The sequence below is a fragment of the Aneurinibacillus sp. Ricciae_BoGa-3 genome (assembly GCF_028421645.1).
Lineage (GTDB): Bacteria > Bacillota > Bacilli > Aneurinibacillales > Aneurinibacillaceae > Aneurinibacillus_B.
In genome coordinates this window covers 1,706,048-1,724,059 of the sequence record NZ_CP116887.1, presented here as the reverse complement: position 1 = coordinate 1,724,059, position 18,012 = coordinate 1,706,048, and the positions used below count along the sequence as shown (strand labels likewise).

Genomic DNA, 18,012 nt, shown 5'->3' with positions numbered 1-18,012 from the left:
CTTATGTGTTTAATACGTATAAATCCCGGGTAAAATTAAGCGTAATAAGTCCAGGCATTCGGGCGCTTCGCTCCTATATACCGGGGGCCCCAGTAGCTGTTATCCAGACTTGCTACTTTTACACCATGGCTTGATGTAGCTGAAATAAATTCATTATTGCCTACGTATACGCCAACATGGCTTACACCGCCGCCTGTATTGAAGAATACAAGATCACCTGGTTGTGGATTGGAAACGGAATGGCTCTGCGAGTACATTTCACTGGTTGTACGCGGCAGGTTTATCCCATTCTTTTTGTATACATAATTTACGTAGCCGGAACAGTCAAACCCAGAAGCGGTTGTACCGCCCCATCTGTAAGGGACACCTTGAAGGCTTTTTGCTGTACTGATAACCGAACTAGGCTTAGCTGTGCTCAATTTCACCGCATTGTAGCTTGAAGACGATATCTTAACCGTGCGCGAAGAAGACAACGATCCTAAAAATCTCCTTGTGTTCGGACCAACAATTCCATCTGCTGTAATATGTTTAGCGCTTTGCAGGCGCTTTACAGCTGCTTCCGTAATTGAACCAAAATCACCGTCAATCGTATATGAATAATAACCTAAATTTTTAAGGTTTTGCTGTAGTTGTTCGACGGCCGGGCCGTTGCTTCCAATATGTAATGTGGTTGTGCTGGCGGATGCAGTAGCTGTTAGAGCTAATGGAATCGCGCACACCATCCCTGCAGTTAGTAAAGATTTCTTGAGAATTCCCTTGATATTCAAATTTCCTTTCATCCCTTTCTTTCCCTAAAAAAGTAGCTTGCTTTCTCTCTCACAAGTTCTTTAACCATATTACTGGTAAAATATATCGAAACTATGAGGAAAATATTATCAAAGTATTAAAATTGCTGGAAAATGTATATTTTTGTTTCATAATGACATTTTCAGGGTATGATTTACAGGTTAAGGATTTTTCAGGAAAGAAAAGGATATCAATGTACCTCATCATCTCCTTTGACTATACCTTACTTGCACGAACTCATTAACAGCGACTGCTGCTTCAATAGGCAAAACCCTGCGGATTTATGATAAAATAATGGTAATTCAAATGTGAGAGAGGATGATACATATGGCGCACGATCCAAACTGCATTTTCTGCAAAATAATTGAGGGTCAAATTCCATCCGCAAAAGTTTATGAAGATGAGCATGTACTGGCTTTCCTGGACATTAGCCAGGTAACAAAGGGGCATACCCTTGTTATTCCTAAGAATCACCACAAAGACCTATTTGAGCTGCCGGCTGAAACCGCTGCCCATCTTTATTCGGTTGTACCGAAAATCGCCCGTGCTATTCAGACCGTCTTTCAACCGACTGCCCTCAACACGCTCAATAATAATGGACGGGCTGCCGGCCAAACAGTCTTTCACTTTCACATGCATTTAATTCCAAGATATGGGGTTGAAGATGGGTTTGGCCTCATTTGGGAAGTCCACGACAGTGAGTATACGCCTGAGAAGCTGCAGCAGATTAGCGGCGCCATCGCAGGAGCAATTAAAGAAGGATAACCTATACATAAAGGAAGGCCCGAAATGGAGCATACCTCCGATTCGGGCCTTTTGAATTTACTTATTATTTAATTAGCCGCTGAAAGCACGGGAACGTACGCGATCCTTACTGATTAAATCTTCGTATGTTTCTCTTTCCACGACAATCCTTGCTTCTCCCTCTCTCACAAAAACAACGGCAGGGCGGAGTATCCGGTTATAGTTGTTTGCCATCGCAAATCCATAGGCGCCTGTACAAGAAACGGCCAGCAAATCACCGGAAGCCGGCTTAGGAAGCGGGAGGTCCCAGATCAGCATATCACCGCTTTCGCAGCATTTTCCTGCGATCGACACTACTTCGTCTGTATCAGCATTTGCTCTATTCGCCAACATCGCTTCATATTTTGCCTGATACAGCGCTGGGCGGATATTATCGGTCATTCCTCCGTCAACCGCTACATATTTGCGAATTCCCGGTATTTCTTTTATAGATCCAATGCGATAAAGCGTGGTTCCCGCATCACCTACAATGCTTCGCCCCGGTTCAATCCATATAGCTGGCAGCGGATAGTCCATGTCTGTAAATCGGGTCCGCACCTTATTCGTAATCACGTTAACATATTCAGACAAAGGCAGCGGATCATCACCCTCAGTATAACGAATGCCAAATCCGCCCCCTACATTGAGCACCTGCACTTCATACCCTGTTTCCGTACGGACTTCCTTTAGAAAATCGGCCAGCACCTGAATCGCGCCGACAAAGCCTACGGTCTCGAATATTTGAGAGCCAATGTGGGAATGGATGCCGAGCAGGTTGAAGAAGGGCTTATCGAGCGCGCTTTTTACCGCATCAAGCGCCTGCCCGCCTGTTACCCCAAACCCAAATTTAGAATCATCCTGGCCTGTTGAGATATAGTCGTGCGTATGGGCTTCAATTCCGGGTGTGAGGCGCAGCAGAATGGAGACCCGCTGTCCCCGTTCCCTGGCCAGATCATGTAAAACTTCCATTTCATAAAAATTATCGACCACAAAGCAGCCAATCCCTGCTTCAAGGCCCATACTCAACTCTTCAGCCGTCTTGTTATTGCCGTGAAAATGGATGCGGGAGGCCGGAAATCCAGCTTTAAGAGCGGTGTATAGTTCACCGCCTGATACCACATCCAGCGACATCCCGAGTTCGTCAATTAATTCACACATGGCTACACACATAAATGCTTTGCTTGCATATGCTACCTGAAAGTCGAACCCAGTTTTCTTAAATGCTTCCACATATGAACGGCATTTCTCCCGGATCAGCGCTTCATCATATACATACAGCGGCGTACCATACTGGCGCGCAAGTTCAACTGTATCACAGCCTCCAATTTCGAGATGGCCCCATTCGTTAATCCTGCTTGTTCCGTGTAAAAACATGCCGTATCCTCTCCTTGTTCTATCCGATTCAATAAATAAAAAAGCAACAGGTGACGAATGATTACGCCAACTGCTGCTGTAGCTGTCCGGTTCGTAACCTCTATCTCGTCGAGTAGCACACCACTGGGTTACCAGTGACAGTCCGCTGCTTGTTCAGCCCGCGGCCCAATCATACATCCCCGCAAAGGATTGTATAATTTCGGCGATTTGACCTTTCCCCTCCCCTCACTGCCTGCCGGCTCCGGGAAAGTACTAATTCGTATCGCGCCTCTACCCCATCTAAAGATGAGGATATAATTTTTGAATAAGTTTATTTCCTCTACCTTATCATACTCTGCTGTTTTCTACAACATTATATCCGCGGAATATATCCGCTTCTTGCCAGGATCACTTCGACCGCCCGAAGTGTCACCGGACAGCCATTGTATCGATCTTCTTTACCGCGCATTTTTCCGATATCCCCGATTCCAACAATATAGGGAAGCTTGAGCATATTCAGCACATCCACGGTATCCCCGACTATCCAGCACGTATCACCAGGTATTACAATGCCGCTTTTGTTGACCTGGCCGCGTACTTCTCTGCCGAAACGGTCGATACATATGTCCACCTGAACGCCAAGCGCTCCCTGTGTCTGGGAAGCAACCGCTATAGCCCCAAGCACTTCAATATCCGGGTGGGTAGAAACATGGTACAAAGCCTCCTCTGCCCTTCCCATGCGGGCATTTCCGTTGTCATCAAACATCACAAGTACCGGATCGCATTCGGCCTTGCGGATAAGGGAAACAATCTGAGGCCCAGTGAGCGGTGTAGGGTTGCCGGCTCCACGGGATATGCACTGGCCGCCGATTTTACGCGCAATCCCTTCCAAAGTCCTGCGAGCCACACAGTCGCCGTCCGTCACAATGATAATTTTGCGTTTTTTCTTCTGCTGCATCTTCAGAAATCCTTTCGGCCCGCTTTACTTATGAAAAAAAAGCCACTGCATCAGCGAGCCCACCATTTTGCCCAGAGCAAGCGCAAGAATGAACATAGGGAGGTACTGATACATATGCATGCGCTTCGCCAGAATCGGAATGACATTTATGACTTCCGTTAGCGCAGCCGCAAGCAGGCCGATAAATAAACCGGTAAACATCCCCGGCACTAGCAGCCATATTTCTGAGGCATGCAGGTGCACATTGAATAGATCGATTACAGTAAAACAAGAGGCTCCGAGTACAATGGACCACTGAAAATAGAGAAGGTAGCGAGCGGATCTTGTAATTTGCGCAAGGCGGGGTATCAGATCAAGCACAGTCAGGAATGCAACCACCCCGCTTCCCACGATTAACCCACCGCTAATCCCAATAATAATGAGAAGAAGCCACGTCATTCTGTCCGCTCCCTTTTATCCATTTCGTTGGCAAGTACGTATTGATCGATATTCTGCTGGTACAAAAACATTTCAAGTTCTAGCGGGCTTGGTTCATCATTGAAACGCTTTCGAAACAGATGATTAAAAAAGAGAACCATACCGGCTCCAACACCTATTGAGTAAGGAATCTGAATAAGCAGCGGATGCGAATTTTTTCTGCCGGTCATAAGTTCGTATATTCGCTGGTGGGTTTGCTGCATGCTGACATCAATATGAAAATTCATGATGGCAAGACCGGAACCAATGAACAGGATAATCCACACCAATATGACGAGCAGCACATTGGGTTTACGAATGCCCGCTTGCACGTATATGAGTGTCTGCTCAGGCCCCAGGCATTGAACGGTAAGCTGGCTATCGTATTGCTGAACAGCCTTAATCACGTCTAGCGAATGGATCACAAACCTATTTCCGTCGGATAGCTGTAAAGCATGGAGTGAAAGGGTTCGAATTTCATCTTCATCCAGTCTGTTGGATATCATGTCCGCGACATCACCAATGGTTACAGTCTGGTTTGGTAACATGCTGATTTTATTGTGAAGCCTGACATAGATACACTGCTGGCTTTCCATGCTGTATGCCCCCTCTCAGATTGCCGGCGAGAGTTATTTCAATTCCATTTCCTGTTGTGGATAAGCCGGGTAACTACCTAACTAGTAGTATATACGCATCAGGAGGGGTTATACTTTATATGCCTTTGCTTATTGAAACCGATATCTCCTGATATGGATGTTGTTTTCACGTAAAAGTGTTCTGGATTCTTAATTTTTCACTTAGCTGATGCTCCTTTATCCCTTGAGATACTCAACTTTTTTACTATAGAGGGAACAGCCTACATAATTTGTATAACGAAACTTGTATGATGCAATATAATAAATCGTGATCTACAGTAACCACAAATTGTATTTAAAAAAAGGAGTATTGCTATGAATTATAAAAATATTACCGTTGCCGGCAGTGGCGTTTTTGGGAGTCAGATTGCGTACCAAACTGCTTTCAAAGGATAGTTATTAAGAAGCAAAGTAAAACAGAATGTATTGTATATTGCGGAACAAAATAAGTAATTATATCGTATTTGCCCGCCTTTATATAGGGATTGAGTGTTTTATTTAAAATGACTTTTCCATTCGAATCAGTGACAATTACTGATTCTGAAACGTCTTTTTTGTTCTGTAATCGAAGGAATACCGATTGTAAAAGCTGTCCATACATAGGGGCATTTTTATGAAAGTGAGTTGATATTGTATGAATTAGAATCTAAAAGCTTATTTCACTACCTCTGCATGTTAGGACAGCAAATAAGAACGACTGCCGAAAAGCCGTACTTCGTTAACGATTCCCTCATTAGCCCCGTAGAGAAATTGGACACTAAGAGTGGATTTGAATCACACTAATACTGACCAGAGGGGGACGTCAACATGACACGAAAAAAGTATTCATTAGACTTTAAGAAACAAGTGGTGAAAGAAGTAAAGGAAACTGGAAGTATTACCGCTGTAGCTGGCGTCACGAACCATCGGCCAATATGGTCGGACGTTGGAAAAAAGAACTTGAGAGTGGCAGGAACGCAACTGACCGGATTCTGCTACGTGTAGTGGAGAGCGGAACAAAAATAGAAACGCCAAAGCAGTCCCTTATCGAACTAACGATCCACGTTAGCTAAAGAATAATTTCTTAATAATCTTTCAGAACGTCTTAAATTCTGCCTCTATTTATTAATTAATTCTGTACCATATGAGTTATCAATTGCACATAGCCATTCGCCTTCTGAATTTTTCTTAAAAACATATGTCGCCCTTCTATCCATGGAAAATCCCGAATCCTCTTTATCAGCTTCAAGTAGCGTCTGGGATAAAACTAAAGCGCAGTCTCCTGCTTCTAAAATAATCATTTCTCCTTGTGTTGGGACAATACTATTATTGAAGTATTTTGCAATTGCAATAAATGCTTTTTTGATTTCTTCTTTTCCTCGTGCAATCATTCCGGGTTTTACAACTAAAATCGCATCATCGGTATAGTAATTCATCAGTGTCTCAAAATCTTCTTGCTTAATTGCAAGATCACACTTTTCTATAAGCTTTTTTAGTTCGTGTTCCAGATCATTCCCTCCTCATATAAAATTGGATAAATTTTATATTGTAAATATCTGTTAAACTACCCTTTACCTATGAGCTTTCTTGCATTAACCTACCCAATAGCTCATTTGCAACAGAAGGATTCATTCGGAGATAATCTCTAAAGAATAGCCTATCCCATAGAAAAACTTGTTCTTTTGTACCCATATGAATATGGAAAGATTCTTTTTCTAAACCTGTCGGGGAATACCCTTTTACAAACATTAAATGGTTTGTCTGCTCCTTCATCTAGCTATCTCCTTTTATAAGATTGCAGCAGGAAATTCCTGTAATTATAAATTCAACTTCGCATCACCAATACCTTCTTTTTAAACAAACGATCCACGTTAACGAAACAAAAAAAAGCTGCCGTAACCACTAAGAAAAAGCCAACAATAATGGCAGCTGGGAAATTTTTGTAGTTAGATATCATATTGACTTTTAAATTTGAAAATCTCATCAACTGCTTGTTGATACCCACCCGATTTTTGAAAGGATTCCCTAATATTTGCAACAGCTTTATGGAAAGATTGGTGGTTTAATACATGATCTACGGATTCACGTAGTTGATTTGCAGTCAAGGTTTGCATTTGTAATTTAATACCCGCTCCGATATTGGCAACTTGCCCGGCAATTATCGGCTGATCCGCGCTTTGTGGGATTACAATTAGCGGAACCCCGTAATAGAGACCTTCATTGGTACTGTTCATTCCACCATGTGTGATAAATAATTTAGTGTATTTCAGGACCTCAGTTTGTGGAACATAATTTTTTACAATGAAGTTTTTAGGAATCTCCCCCAAATCCGATATTTGAGCTTTTTTCCCAATGGACATGACAACGGTATGATCAGTGTTCCCAAATGCCTTAAAACAAAGCTTATAGAAATCAATTGCTTGGTTAAAGACAGTACCCAGTGAAATGTAAATTGGGCTTTTTCCCTTGATTGCAGTAAGGTGGAAGTTTTCTTGCGTTAATCGCGAAGAGATAGATGGACCTACAAATTTGTATGTTTGGTCAAACGCCTCACTAAAAGGTTGAAACGCTCTAGTTGTATAAACGATTGTAAGTGGTGCAGGATTACAAAAAACTTCGAAAGGAGAATGGATCTCCACATCATATTTTTCCTTCACCATTACCGTCAGGCTTTGAAATTCATCGTATATATGTTTAACTATTTCTGTAGGAATGTTTTTAGAAAGCTGGTCCAACATTTTATCGAATGATGCTTTTGTCTGCGCAAAAGAAGTACAAGAATTAATTGCCGGAAGTTTAAGTATTTGTGCAAGTAAACGTCCACAACCAAACATAGAATCGTGGATGATGTAATCAAAATGCTCTCCTTTGATCTGTTCAAGAACGCTAGGTATGACGATATCTGCCGTAAGTAAAAGACCGTTGATTCTTTCGAGTAAATAATTTCTTCCACCTGAGATAAAGGCTTTTAAAAATTTTTGACCGTCAAATGTTCGTACAGTAGCTCCCGTCTTCTCAATATGCTCTCGAAAATCTTCGAATGTAAAGTACACTACCTCTTCTCCACGCGAAATAAGCTCTTGCACGACTCCAATAGTTGGATTGATATGTCCTTCTGATCCACCATTAATAAATAAAACACGTCCCATTATAAACCACTCCTTAGGTAAAATGTTCTCTAGATTGTGTAAGAGTAAGGGTCACTGTCCCATACCATTGCTCAACTCAAATAATGGAATTAAATTTACCATAGTACAATACTTGAAAATCCCAAACTTTTAATCACACTTGTAATCTAAAATTGATATCGCATCAGCTTGGTTCTCTTAATTTTAGAGATGGATTAGGTGATACATACCCTTCTTCAAACGCATATCGATAAATTGATCGAATAAAGCCAACACGATGAGCCAGACTACTCGGCTTTAGATGTTCTGATTGTTTAGCGAGATATTCCTTCAAAAGGGGTACAGATACCTGACTCAATTCAATATCACCTATTTCCCCGTATGAGAATTTTTAACTGAACAGCATACGCCTTTAGCGTGTATGGACTAAATCCTTGTATTCGTTTATCCGCTGCATATAGCTTCCATAATTCATTCAAATTCATACGGAACCCCCCCAATTTCTTTTAGATTCAGCATGACTTAAATGGGAGGGGTCTTATACATGATATGTTTTTTAGTAGCGATTCCCGTTACTTCTATAATATGAATTTTATCTACCTGTTCTTGGGTAGTAGGGAAACCCGGGATATTTTACTATATACCGTTTTTCCTTTCGCAATGCATTCATTAATTCTGGTCCTACATTTAGGTTCTCCTGTACTAGTTGATGAGGTTTAAGCCCCATCCATTGGTTGAGCGAAACATCTTCAAAGCGGTCACTCCTAAACATCTCCAAAACCCACAGACTTTGTTCACCGGTATTCTGAATATAGTGTCCAAATGCAAACGGTACATATCCCACATCCCCAGCACGATAATCGAAAGTGCGAGCAGTACCATTGGGTGCTAAAACCGTCATGCGTCCCGTGCCTGAGATATAATACTGCCATTCATCGTTGTTGGGATGCCAGTGCATTTCTCTCATCGCGCCCGGATTGATTTCCAACAACGCTGCGGCAATTCTAGTCGAAATAGGAAAGTTGGTTGAATCAACTATACGTACCGTCCCCGCCTATAGTTGGAATCGGCTCTTGTGCAAGTAGTCGATGTGTAAAGGTTTTTGGTACCGTACCGTAGGGGTCTGCTACCTGTTGGCTTTCGAGTGGACCGGGAACGTTTGTTTGAAAAATGTATCGTTGTTGTTTCGGGATATGGGTAAAAGCGCTTGTTGGTACACCAAAATTTGCCGATAGCACATCCTTTGGCGTATGTGCGAACCGAAGCTTACAGTCGACACGTATGAGGTTTGGATATTTTAGTGAATAATGCCGCCGTACAGCCTTACACAAGAAGCATCTTTGACGTTTCAGATGAACAATTGTAGAATACGTTCCGCACCAACATTTTTCCCCTATTTTACATGACGAAAGCGGCATTACCTCATTTAAACCCAGGAAGTTCAATAATCAGCACCGCGTCCAGGGTAGCCTACGAAGGAGATAAAAATGTGATTGACTATTCAGCAACCAAGGGAGCAATGGTCTCCTTCACCCGAAGTATGTCACTTTCCCTCGTTGATCGGTGTATACGGGTGAACAGTGTGGCACCTGGACCGGCGTGGACTCCACTCACAGTAAGCACATATGCGGCAGAACATCAACTGACCTTTGGGACCGACATTCCGATGGGGCGAGCAGTCCAACCCTTCGAACTGGGTCCCGCATATGTTTACCTAGCATCTAATGATTCGGCTTTTGTCACGGGTCAAATCCTACATGTTAACGGGGGCAAGATCCGCTACACATAATCTCCAACCCTCAAAATTAAGAACTGGTTGAGACAAACCATATATGTGAAAAAAGTGGTAAAACGAAATGACCCATTTTATCCCTCTTCCATACTCCTACAATCTGGTCTGGCACCGCAAGCTCTTTAAGATTACTTCATTTCGTTGTGCTGTATAAGAAAGAGCATTAAATATCAAGTTTACGATCACAGAGCCATTTTACGATTTCAGGATCGTTATGTGAAAAGAACAAGCTCTTTTTCGTATCTAACGTAGCAATCGTCTCCATATCCTCCTGGCTTAATTCAAAGTCAAAGATATTAAAGTTCTCGATGATTCTTTCTTTGTGAACAGACTTTGGAATTACAACGACTCCTCTTTGTGTCAACCAACGTAAAATCACCTGAGCAACGGATTTATAATACTTTTCAGCCAGTGATACTAAAACCTCATTCTGGAAGATATTATTTCTTCCTTCAGCAAAAGGCGCCCAGGACTCTATTTGAACATTGTTGTCTTTCATAAATTTAGCACTATCCATTTGCTGGCAGAAAGGATGCGTTTCAACCTGGTTTACGGCAGGAATTACTTTATTATGAATAATTAAATCTACCAAACGATCCATCTGGAAGTTACTGACTCCGATAGCTTTGATCTTACCCTCACGATACAATTCCTCCATAGCACGCCAAGAACCGTATACATCGCCAAATGGCTGATGAATTAAATACAAATCCAAATAATCCACTTGTAATCTTTCCAGTGACTTTGCAAATGCTTTCTTTGTGCTCTCATAACCGGCATCCTGAATCCAGAGTTTTGTAGTAATAAACAATTCCTCTCTTGGCACGCCACTCCGTTTGATTGCTCGACCAACCGCTTCTTCATTTTGATAAGAGGCAGCGGTATCGATCAGACGATAGCCTGCCATAATGGCGTCATAAACGCTTTGTTCACATTCATTTGCATCTTGAATCTGATAAACACCAAAGCCGAGTATGGGCATCTCAACCCCATTATTCAAAATTATTTTTTGCATATGAAATCCTCCGGTTTTTTAAATATTCAGTGTCAAGTCACTCATTTTATCCCATTTACATCTGTTGTTGGGATTTACTATGGAATTCTTACGTGTTATTTACCCGTTCTATTTGCATATTCTGAATCTACTGGATAGCGTTCTCCCGAAATCTCGATCTTCGAGAGCACATCGTTCAAATCACTTAGTTCCTCTGGAGTTAGCTTAACATCCACTGCGCCAAGATTTTCTTCCAGGCGCTCTATTTTGCGCGTACCGGGAATCGGAACAATCCATGATTTCTGGGCAAGCACCCATGCGAGTGCGATTTGAGCCGGCGTTGCATCTTTCCCTGTAGCAATCTTCTTTATCAGTTCGACCAAAACCTGATTTGCTTCAAGATTCTCCGGTTTGAAGCGAGGAACAATGCTGCGGAAGTAGGAGTTAACGAATGTAGCATTTTTATCAATTTTTCCGGTAAGGAAGCTCGACCAAACAAATCAGAGACGTTATCGAGCATATCATGAATAACTATCATCGGCCTTTTCGGATTGAGGAACTTGCGGAAATAGCGAATATGGGTGTTTCTTCGCTCCATAGGCACTTTAAAGAGGTAACCGCTATGAGCCCTATTCAATTCCAAAAACAACTGAGATTGCAGGAAGCCCGGAGCCTGTTATTATCCGAGTCAACAGATGCCGCTGATGTCGCATTCCGGGTTGGCTATGAAAGTCAATCCCAATTCAGTCGCGAGTATTCGCGCATGTTCGGTTTTCCACCTAAAGAAGATATAAAGCGCCTGAGGGAGAAATATGACCAAACGATAAACGTATGAATCCCATGCTCTACGGGGAATGAAATCGCGTATTAAATGTTAGTTACCCGTTTAGTTTATCGTTCAACAAATGACAAATGGTTACAAGCACAAATAAAACAAGGAGCAGATTGCCTAAGGCAGCTGCTCCTTGTTTCGTAGAGGATTACCATCATTTTATTAAGCTATCATGCCCTTTCGTTCAACAAAAAAACGGTGCAATAACCGTTAGCAGTTTTATTATTTATCTATTTAAGATCCAGTATCCCTTTGGAAAGTTCTGTGCCACTTTGGTAATTTCATCTTCGAATCAACGGGGCATTATCAGGCTGCTGTAGTTCAATTGCTTGAGAAACATACCATCTTCTACATTGTTGTGAATCCGTTATTCTCTAACCAAGCCAAAAAGTCTTCCTTACGGAAGGTATAGACAGATGCTGTGGATGCTTATCAGCTCTGCGAGCTGTTCTACAAGGAAGATTTTGAAGTTCACAAACATAGAGGAAACAACTTTTAAATCTTCGTCATTTAACAAGACAATTTGAGTCCTTAACGGATATGTATGTTCAAGCGAAATTGCAGTTCCATGCGGTGTTAGATCAGGTATTCCCTGAATATCGCGGAGTCTTTGGAGATTTATTTTCGAAAATCTCCCTACTATTCTTACGTGAATTTCCTACCTCTGAAAGCAACCTGGGTGCAGGAGAAGCTAAATTAGTAGAGAGAGTTTCCTGTATCTGCACGAGTCGTTCTGAACGTTGGGCTAAGGAAAAAGCACAGCTTATCATGGCTGCTGCAACTCGTAACCCGTTTGAGAAAACATCATATGAAAGCCATCTGGTTAGCTTGAAACTGTATATAGGCTTACTTCTTCAATTTCAAGAGCATCTATCTGACTTGGAAGAGAAGATCGATGCCCTTGCTGTACAAATTGAAGAATATAAGATTGTCCAATCGATTCCCGGCATCGGTAAGAAGATCGCGGCAACGATAAAAGAAAAACCTTCCATTCGCCAATGGAAAGGTTATTTGGCATAGTATAACACTAGTTTTTAAGAATTTTAGAGATAAATATTGACAACTATTAGCTGGTTTTAGCTTAATTCCCTGTTCTCCTTTAATTGAGTGTCTATACTGCAACTTTCTTTTCTTAGCTGGTAATGCGTAAGCCTGTTACACGGTAGTTTGCTTATCCTCTACGGATCACTTTTTTGTTTTTTCCATTTTAAATTATTTGATTGAGTGTTACCTGCGATCCAAAAGAAGTTCGAATGAACGCAAAGTGAGGTAATATCTTAAAGTTTGATTAATTTATTTTCTTATCGAATGTACTTGTGCGAGCCGTCACAGTAGGGCTGCTTTTGGGATAGTCCACAAGTGCAATCATTTAATCCCTTTCCATTGAGAATTTGCTGCATACATTTTTCAACCCTTGACTCCCGAGTTTTGGATTGTTTGGGTGCAGAAAAATAAAGAATGTATGCTCTTTGCCGTCCCGGCGTCAATGCATCAAAAGCAGTTTTCAAGGCAGGGATTTCATCTAATTTATTTTGAAATTCTTCAGGAATTGGTTCTGGATTCTTTTTAAAATTCGCTTTCAAACCGGCTTTTTCCACTTCAATGGCTTCATAAATATAGGCTTTCAAGATGGGTTCCATCTCAACTATTTCTCGAACATTGGTGAACCGAATCTGGCGCCCCGCCTGCGTATTCTCCCCAGGTTTGATTAGAATACCATTGGCATCGTTTAACAAGGCACCTTTGAAAAACCCAAGCGCACAGTATTCTTTAAATCCTTGTATCATAACTATGTTATTTTTCTGAAACGTGTAACAAGGAATACGCCACTTCAATTCTTCGCTCAGCCCACAGTCAAGAATGATCATTCTCAATTTCTCCATTTCCTCCTGCCACTTTTTGGCTTTACTTAAATATACATCAACCTTAGGATTCATTCTTTTATTTGTCATCAAGGTACACTCCTCTTCAATTTTTCGATCTGCTGACAGTCAAGAATGATCATTCTCAATTTTTCCAATTCTTTCTGTCACTTTTCACTATTCTCCCCGTTAACGCCATAACAAAGACTGCCTTTGCATGGCAGTCTTTGTTTGGCTTTTATTTGATTAGCAAAATAAATTAAGCCACTCGAATCACCTAAAGCAACTGCCTCAGTTCTTCGGTCATTTGTTCAACCAATTCAGGTCTTCCATGATATTGAGCGGGAGTATTTTGGAACAGTTTGATACGCCAATATCCTTTGATCTCTTGAACCACTAGCGTGTGATGTGTGTTCACACTCGGATTGATAGGTATAGTGCAGTAACTTTGTTCTGGTTCGCAGATTGTTCCACAGTGTATCCTCCTTAGAAAGCTGTATCTATATTGTAACACCTTGCCTACACTTATTCAGCTAAACTGCCAATCGTCATAATGAATGAAACGGCTCCCATCGCTTAACGTAGATTGCACTTGGTCATAATGTTACTACCAAAAAATAAAAGCCAAGTGTAGTGTTACACTAGGTGGGTGGTCTACATGGATCTGGAGAAATTTAGCGATATTAATTTAGAGTGGCCCTCGCCTATTTAAGTTAATTAACGTTTATTATCTATGTTTTTCTAATTAAATCGCAGTATTTCAGAATTACGTACCCGTTCGGGCACCGTAAGGTGCTTGAAAACAAGTTACTGGTTTACCGCATAAGCCTATGACAGTACGCATTTTACGCATCGGATGGCGTTGAGAAAGTTGTTTTAAGTCTGTAATGGTGATGTGTAGATAAATTTGAGTCGTATTTAGGCTCTTATGGCCTAATAATTTTTGAATGGCCACTAAATGAGCGCCTTCTTGCAAAAGGTGAGTAGCACATGTATGTCGCAATTTATGGGGAGTGACTTTCTTATCGATACCAGCTCGTGCCGCATATTTCTTAACCATAAACTGAATAGCTCGAGAAGTTAGCGCACCTCCCTTTTTGCTGACAAAGAGCTCAGAAATAGTGCTAGTTCTAGAAGTGAGGTAATCCTTAATGACGTCTTCAACGATTGAATCCAGTGGTACATATCGCTCCCGTCCCCCCTTTCCTTGAATCAGAATTCGTTTCTCTTCCCAATGGACATTACGTAGCTGGAGGGAGCAGATTTCACTTACTCGTAGTCCAACTGAGTAGATCAAAGTAAGGATTGCCCGGTCACGGCGGCCTAAAATAGTTGTGGTGTCTGGTTGGGTGAGTATCTGTTGAATTTCTTTGTTTTCTAAGACCACTGGAAGTCGTTCCGGTGTATCGAGAAGTTTCGGCCATTTTTTTCGTTCATCTTGTTTAGGAGTTATTATCTCCATAAGAATGAGATAGTCGATAAATGCTGAAAGGGTGGCCAATTTACGTTGCACAGCAGAAGAACCATTCTTACGGTCAACACGAAGGTAGCGGATATAATCCACAACCATTTTAGCTTTGGAGGGATTGTCCATTTGTGGGTAGTCATTTCTACAAAATGTTTGCCAAACTTTCATATCGATGGCGTAGGCATCGGCGGTTTTAGGACGACAACCTCGAACAAATTGGGTATAGTCGAGAAATTCTCTAAGAATGGCTTCATTATTCATGCTTTTTCTCTCCTGACACGGGTGGAATATTTCTGCGAAGTAGGCTAACGGCTTTTCTGATATCCTCGAAATCGGCGTGAGCATAGGGGGTGGTTTCTTTTAATGACTTATGTCCAAGTGCTTTAGCTATGACTTCTACTCTTCCACCTCGTTGGATAAGATGAGCCGTAAAAGTATGACGAATGGTATGAGGGCTAACAGGCTTTTCAATATGAGCAGCTTCGGAATATTTTCGTATACGCCTTGTTATGGTCCATGGTTTAATACGAGTTCCTTTTTGATTCAATAGGAAAGGGCCCGATTTGGCTTTGCGATAGAGCCCAACATACTTTTTTAAGTCGCCAATAGCTGCTTTAGGAATAGCTGTTTGACGATCACCTGATTTTCCTTCTCGTACATGAATCCAGCCTTCTTTTAGGTCCACATCTTCGATGTTTAGAGCACTCAGTTCTCCGACACGGAGCCCTGTTGCATAGAGTACCAAAAGAGTAATAAAGTCCGTAAAACCTTGGTTAGTTGAGCGATCAGGTGCAGAAAGTATACGTAGCATCTCTTCTTCCGTTAAATAGATTTGTTCTTTCGGTTGTTTGGGTACCATTTTAAGTGCCTCCATCGGATTTTCAGTTCTCCAGCCACGGTCTATGGCGTAAGCCATAAATGAGCGAAGGTGGGATAGATTTTTGTCTATCGTACAAGGAGAGATTCCGGCTTGTCTACGAGCACTAAGCCAGCGAATGATGTCTACGGCACGTAACACCTCAATTCCTTTCTCCAGACAATGTGGACAGCCTACGGCAAATCGAGTAAGACTAAAACGAAATTCCTTTAACGTACCCTTCGAATATTTCTTCATACCCTCTGCAGTTCGAAGGAATTCTTGAATTTGTTCTGCTAATTTTCCTGTAAGAGGTTCAGCTATGGGAGTCATCGTATATTTTCGACGTAGTGGTTTATTTTGGCTAGATACGTTAACAATTTCCAACTTGGGTTTTGATGAACAAGACATTTCGTTGATAGGGTGTGACTCCAGTGTTGCTTCTATCTCTGGGTTTTGAATCCGAGTATAATGAAGGGTTGTTGTCAGCCGTTTATGGCCTAACCAGTCTTTGATTTGTACGATATTGCCTCCTTGTTGATACAGATGACTTGCACAAATATGGCGTAGTTGATGGGGGCGAAGGGATTTTTCCCACATCTCATGATATTTCCTAAAGGTAGCACCTATTAAGTTGTTGTCCATCGCTTCTTTCCGCCAGGTTAAGAATAGCGGTGCGTTAGGTTCAAGATCATTACGCGTAGCTAAATAAATCTGAAGTAATTCTAATATCTCATTAACGACGGGAACTCGCCGTTCTTTTCGCCCTTTTCCTTCTCGAATGATGAGAACTTGTTCTTCCCATAGAATATCTCTGATCTGTAAGTTTGCTGCTTCTCCAGCTCGAATGCCGGAGGCATACAAAAGAGCAAATAAGGCCAGATTACGCTTTCGGATAGGGTCGAATTGACGACGGCTCAAACAACTGTCGATTTGCCTTTTTAATTCCTTTAGGCAATCTTGAATTTCCTCTATTGAAGCGATCTCAGGTAAGGATTGATAAAGATCTAGATTCGTATACCTTAGATGACGAGCAGGATTTTCTAAACGTAATTCTTGCTGCACTAAATAATTAAAAAAAGAACGAAGTTGACTAATGATTACATTTCGGTATCCAAGAGATTTACTTTCTGTACGTTCAATACAGTAGTTCTCCAGGTGAACGAGTTGAACGTTTTGAAAGTTGATGGATAAGTTCTCCAGATATTGAGCTAGCTTTTTGAGTTCCCGCCAAGTAGCTTTCACCACTTTTGGCGTATATCCTCGAATAATGGTTTGATATTCTCGATAATCCTCGATGATAGATTCCATAAGATGTGTACCTCTCTGAAGTTAGTTTACAAGATCTCACGATCTTGTCTAGGGATGATCCTATGGGTCTATCTTATATCGCTAAAGAGAAATTCTTCGACAAAGTGAATCATGACCGGTTGATGAGGAAGGTAGCGGAGAAAGTAGAAGATAAAACGGTTCTTCTCTTGATTCGTCGATTTCTTCAAGCGGGTGTCATGATACATGGAGCTGTCAGAGATTCGGATTAGCTTGATTGTTTTTCCCTACACTAAAAGGAATATCACCTTGTACCGGATGCCCGTCTCCGGAAATGACTCTGTATAGGTTCATCAAACCAAATTTGAATTTTGGAAGGTGCTGACGACAAAACCTGACTTGAAGAAGGATTAGATTTTACAATGTACGCGACCGAACGGCGGCATGAGGCAGTTAGGCATCCCTACCGTGACCTACCGTTTCATTCAACAGGCACTTGCGCAAGTATTGACGCCTCTCTTTGACCCTGGCTTTTCTGACCATAGTTATGGATTCCGCTCTGCAAGGCGTGGACATGATGCCGTAAGGAAAGCGAAGCACTACATGCAGCAGGGATACTGGAATGTAAGCTTAAAACAAGTCTTACTAATGGACTTTACAGCGTTAAGTGGGTCCAAGTCCCAAATGGTGAAGGCAGTAGTAACCATAGCTTAAGGCAAGGGTGTCGACCGTGAGGTCGAATCTGAAGGAAGCCGGCGGCAAACCTCCGGTCTGAGGAACACGTCTTGGATTATGAGCATCGACATGTGCGTCAGCCATATCAACACGATTTCCTTGTTGATCATAAACAGTTAACGAATT

17 protein-coding genes, 6 pseudogenes and 1 riboswitch are annotated in these 18,012 nt (G+C 41.8%); of the genes and pseudogenes, 7 read left to right on the top strand and 16 right to left on the bottom strand.

The window, feature by feature from the left end; all coding sequences use genetic code 11:
• Nucleotides 1-35: 35 nt before the first annotated feature.
• Entirely contained in the window at nucleotides 36-779 is a 744-nt protein-coding gene (locus tag PP175_RS08905) for a C40 family peptidase (RefSeq protein ID WP_272442396.1), read from the bottom strand.
• A gap of 334 nt (nucleotides 780-1,113) precedes the next feature.
• Here PP175_RS08905 and PP175_RS08900 point away from each other — a divergent pair, with 334 nt between their 5' ends.
• Nucleotides 1,114-1,551 (top strand): HIT family protein, encoded by a 438-nt coding sequence (locus tag PP175_RS08900; protein ID WP_272442395.1) that lies wholly within the window; start codon nucleotides 1,114-1,116, stop codon nucleotides 1,549-1,551.
• A 72-nt stretch (nucleotides 1,552-1,623) separates the two neighbouring features.
• On the opposite strand, the gene lysA is transcribed toward PP175_RS08900, so the two are convergent.
• The 4 genes from lysA to PP175_RS08880 form a co-directional block, all read right to left on the bottom strand.
• Nucleotides 1,624-2,943: a diaminopimelate decarboxylase gene (gene lysA, locus PP175_RS08895; protein ID WP_272442393.1), complete on the bottom strand. Its 1,320-nt coding sequence runs from the start codon at nucleotides 2,941-2,943 to the stop codon at nucleotides 1,624-1,626.
• Between the two features lie 105 nt (nucleotides 2,944-3,048).
• A riboswitch (Lysine riboswitch) is annotated at nucleotides 3,049-3,224 on the bottom strand.
• A gap of 71 nt (nucleotides 3,225-3,295) precedes the next feature.
• On the bottom strand, nucleotides 3,296-3,880 hold the full coding sequence (locus PP175_RS08890; protein WP_272442392.1) for a stage V sporulation protein SpoVABEA: 585 nt from the start codon (nucleotides 3,878-3,880) through the stop codon (nucleotides 3,296-3,298).
• A gap of 24 nt (nucleotides 3,881-3,904) precedes the next feature.
• Nucleotides 3,905-4,318, bottom strand: coding sequence for a stage V sporulation protein AB (locus PP175_RS08885; protein WP_272442391.1), 414 nt, complete (start codon nucleotides 4,316-4,318; stop codon nucleotides 3,905-3,907).
• Nucleotides 4,315-4,932 (bottom strand): stage V sporulation protein AA, encoded by a 618-nt coding sequence (locus PP175_RS08880; protein ID WP_272442390.1) that lies wholly within the window; start codon nucleotides 4,930-4,932, stop codon nucleotides 4,315-4,317. Before PP175_RS08880 ends, PP175_RS08885 begins: the two co-directional genes overlap by 4 nt.
• An 846-nt stretch (nucleotides 4,933-5,778) precedes the next feature.
• Here PP175_RS08880 and PP175_RS08875 point away from each other — a divergent pair.
• A complete protein-coding gene (locus tag PP175_RS08875; RefSeq protein WP_272442389.1) occupies nucleotides 5,779-5,955 on the top strand; it encodes a hypothetical protein in 177 nt (58 codons plus the stop codon).
• Nucleotides 5,956-6,068: 113 nt separating this feature from the next.
• Here PP175_RS08875 and PP175_RS08870 read toward each other — a convergent pair whose 3' ends face one another.
• From PP175_RS08870 to PP175_RS08850, 5 genes and pseudogenes are all read right to left on the bottom strand, one after another.
• The gene (locus PP175_RS08870; RefSeq protein WP_272443223.1) at nucleotides 6,069-6,458 is read right to left on the bottom strand and encodes a YybH family protein; all 390 of its coding nucleotides are present in this window, start codon (nucleotides 6,456-6,458) and stop codon (nucleotides 6,069-6,071) included.
• 67 nt (nucleotides 6,459-6,525) lie between these two features.
• The gene (locus tag PP175_RS08865; RefSeq protein ID WP_272442388.1) at nucleotides 6,526-6,723 is read right to left on the bottom strand and encodes a GrpB family protein; all 198 of its coding nucleotides are present in this window, start codon (nucleotides 6,721-6,723) and stop codon (nucleotides 6,526-6,528) included.
• Between the two features lie 173 nt (nucleotides 6,724-6,896).
• Entirely contained in the window at nucleotides 6,897-8,099 is a 1,203-nt protein-coding gene (locus tag PP175_RS08860; RefSeq protein WP_272442387.1) for a macrolide family glycosyltransferase, read from the bottom strand.
• A gap of 163 nt (nucleotides 8,100-8,262) precedes the next feature.
• On the bottom strand, nucleotides 8,263-8,412 hold the full coding sequence (locus PP175_RS08855) for a phage integrase SAM-like domain-containing protein (protein WP_272443222.1): 150 nt from the start codon (nucleotides 8,410-8,412) through the stop codon (nucleotides 8,263-8,265).
• A gap of 258 nt (nucleotides 8,413-8,670) precedes the next feature.
• Nucleotides 8,671-9,337 (bottom strand): annotated as a pseudogene (locus PP175_RS08850) (cupin domain-containing protein); the annotation flags it as partial.
• A gap of 29 nt (nucleotides 9,338-9,366) precedes the next feature.
• Between PP175_RS08850 and PP175_RS08845 the strand changes: the two are divergent.
• Nucleotides 9,367-9,867: pseudogene (locus tag PP175_RS08845) on the top strand (SDR family oxidoreductase); the annotation flags it as partial.
• A gap of 166 nt (nucleotides 9,868-10,033) precedes the next feature.
• Here PP175_RS08845 and PP175_RS08840 read toward each other — a convergent pair.
• Together PP175_RS08840 and PP175_RS08835 are read right to left on the bottom strand one after the other, a co-directional pair.
• A complete protein-coding gene (locus PP175_RS08840) occupies nucleotides 10,034-10,885 on the bottom strand; it encodes an aldo/keto reductase (protein WP_272442386.1) in 852 nt (283 codons plus the stop codon).
• Between the two features lie 95 nt (nucleotides 10,886-10,980).
• Nucleotides 10,981-11,292: an aldo/keto reductase gene (locus PP175_RS08835; protein WP_272443221.1), complete on the bottom strand. Its 312-nt coding sequence runs from the start codon at nucleotides 11,290-11,292 to the stop codon at nucleotides 10,981-10,983.
• 53 nt (nucleotides 11,293-11,345) lie between these two features.
• Here PP175_RS08835 and PP175_RS08830 point away from each other — a divergent pair.
• Nucleotides 11,346-11,699, top strand: a pseudogene (locus tag PP175_RS08830) (helix-turn-helix domain-containing protein); the annotation flags it as partial.
• Nucleotides 11,700-11,979: 280 nt separating this feature from the next.
• Nucleotides 11,980-12,671, top strand: a pseudogene (locus PP175_RS08825) (IS110 family transposase); the annotation flags it as partial.
• 326 nt (nucleotides 12,672-12,997) lie between these two features.
• Here the strand turns inward: PP175_RS08825 and PP175_RS08820 are convergent.
• The 4 genes and pseudogenes from PP175_RS08820 to PP175_RS08805 form a co-directional block, all read right to left on the bottom strand.
• The gene (locus tag PP175_RS08820) at nucleotides 12,998-13,648 is read right to left on the bottom strand and encodes a DUF1801 domain-containing protein (protein WP_272442385.1); all 651 of its coding nucleotides are present in this window, start codon (nucleotides 13,646-13,648) and stop codon (nucleotides 12,998-13,000) included.
• A gap of 187 nt (nucleotides 13,649-13,835) precedes the next feature.
• Nucleotides 13,836-13,988: pseudogene (locus tag PP175_RS08815) on the bottom strand (SgcJ/EcaC family oxidoreductase); the annotation flags it as partial.
• A gap of 336 nt (nucleotides 13,989-14,324) precedes the next feature.
• Entirely contained in the window at nucleotides 14,325-15,287 is a 963-nt protein-coding gene (xerA, locus tag PP175_RS08810) for a site-specific tyrosine recombinase/integron integrase (protein WP_272439344.1), read from the bottom strand.
• Complete coding sequence (locus PP175_RS08805) at nucleotides 15,280-17,193, bottom strand: tyrosine-type recombinase/integrase (RefSeq protein WP_272442384.1); 1,914 nt, start codon at nucleotides 17,191-17,193, stop codon at nucleotides 15,280-15,282. The genes xerA and PP175_RS08805 overlap by 8 nt, the downstream gene beginning before the upstream one ends.
• Nucleotides 17,194-17,255: 62 nt before the next feature.
• Between PP175_RS08805 and PP175_RS08800 the strand changes: the two genes are divergently transcribed.
• Together PP175_RS08800 and PP175_RS08795 are read left to right on the top strand one after the other, a co-directional pair.
• Nucleotides 17,256-17,423: a hypothetical protein gene (locus PP175_RS08800; RefSeq protein ID WP_272442383.1), complete on the top strand. Its 168-nt coding sequence runs from the start codon at nucleotides 17,256-17,258 to the stop codon at nucleotides 17,421-17,423.
• Between the two features lie 157 nt (nucleotides 17,424-17,580).
• Nucleotides 17,581-17,784 (top strand): annotated as a pseudogene (locus PP175_RS08795) (reverse transcriptase domain-containing protein); the annotation flags it as partial.
• Between the last annotated feature and the right edge of the window lie 228 nt (nucleotides 17,785-18,012).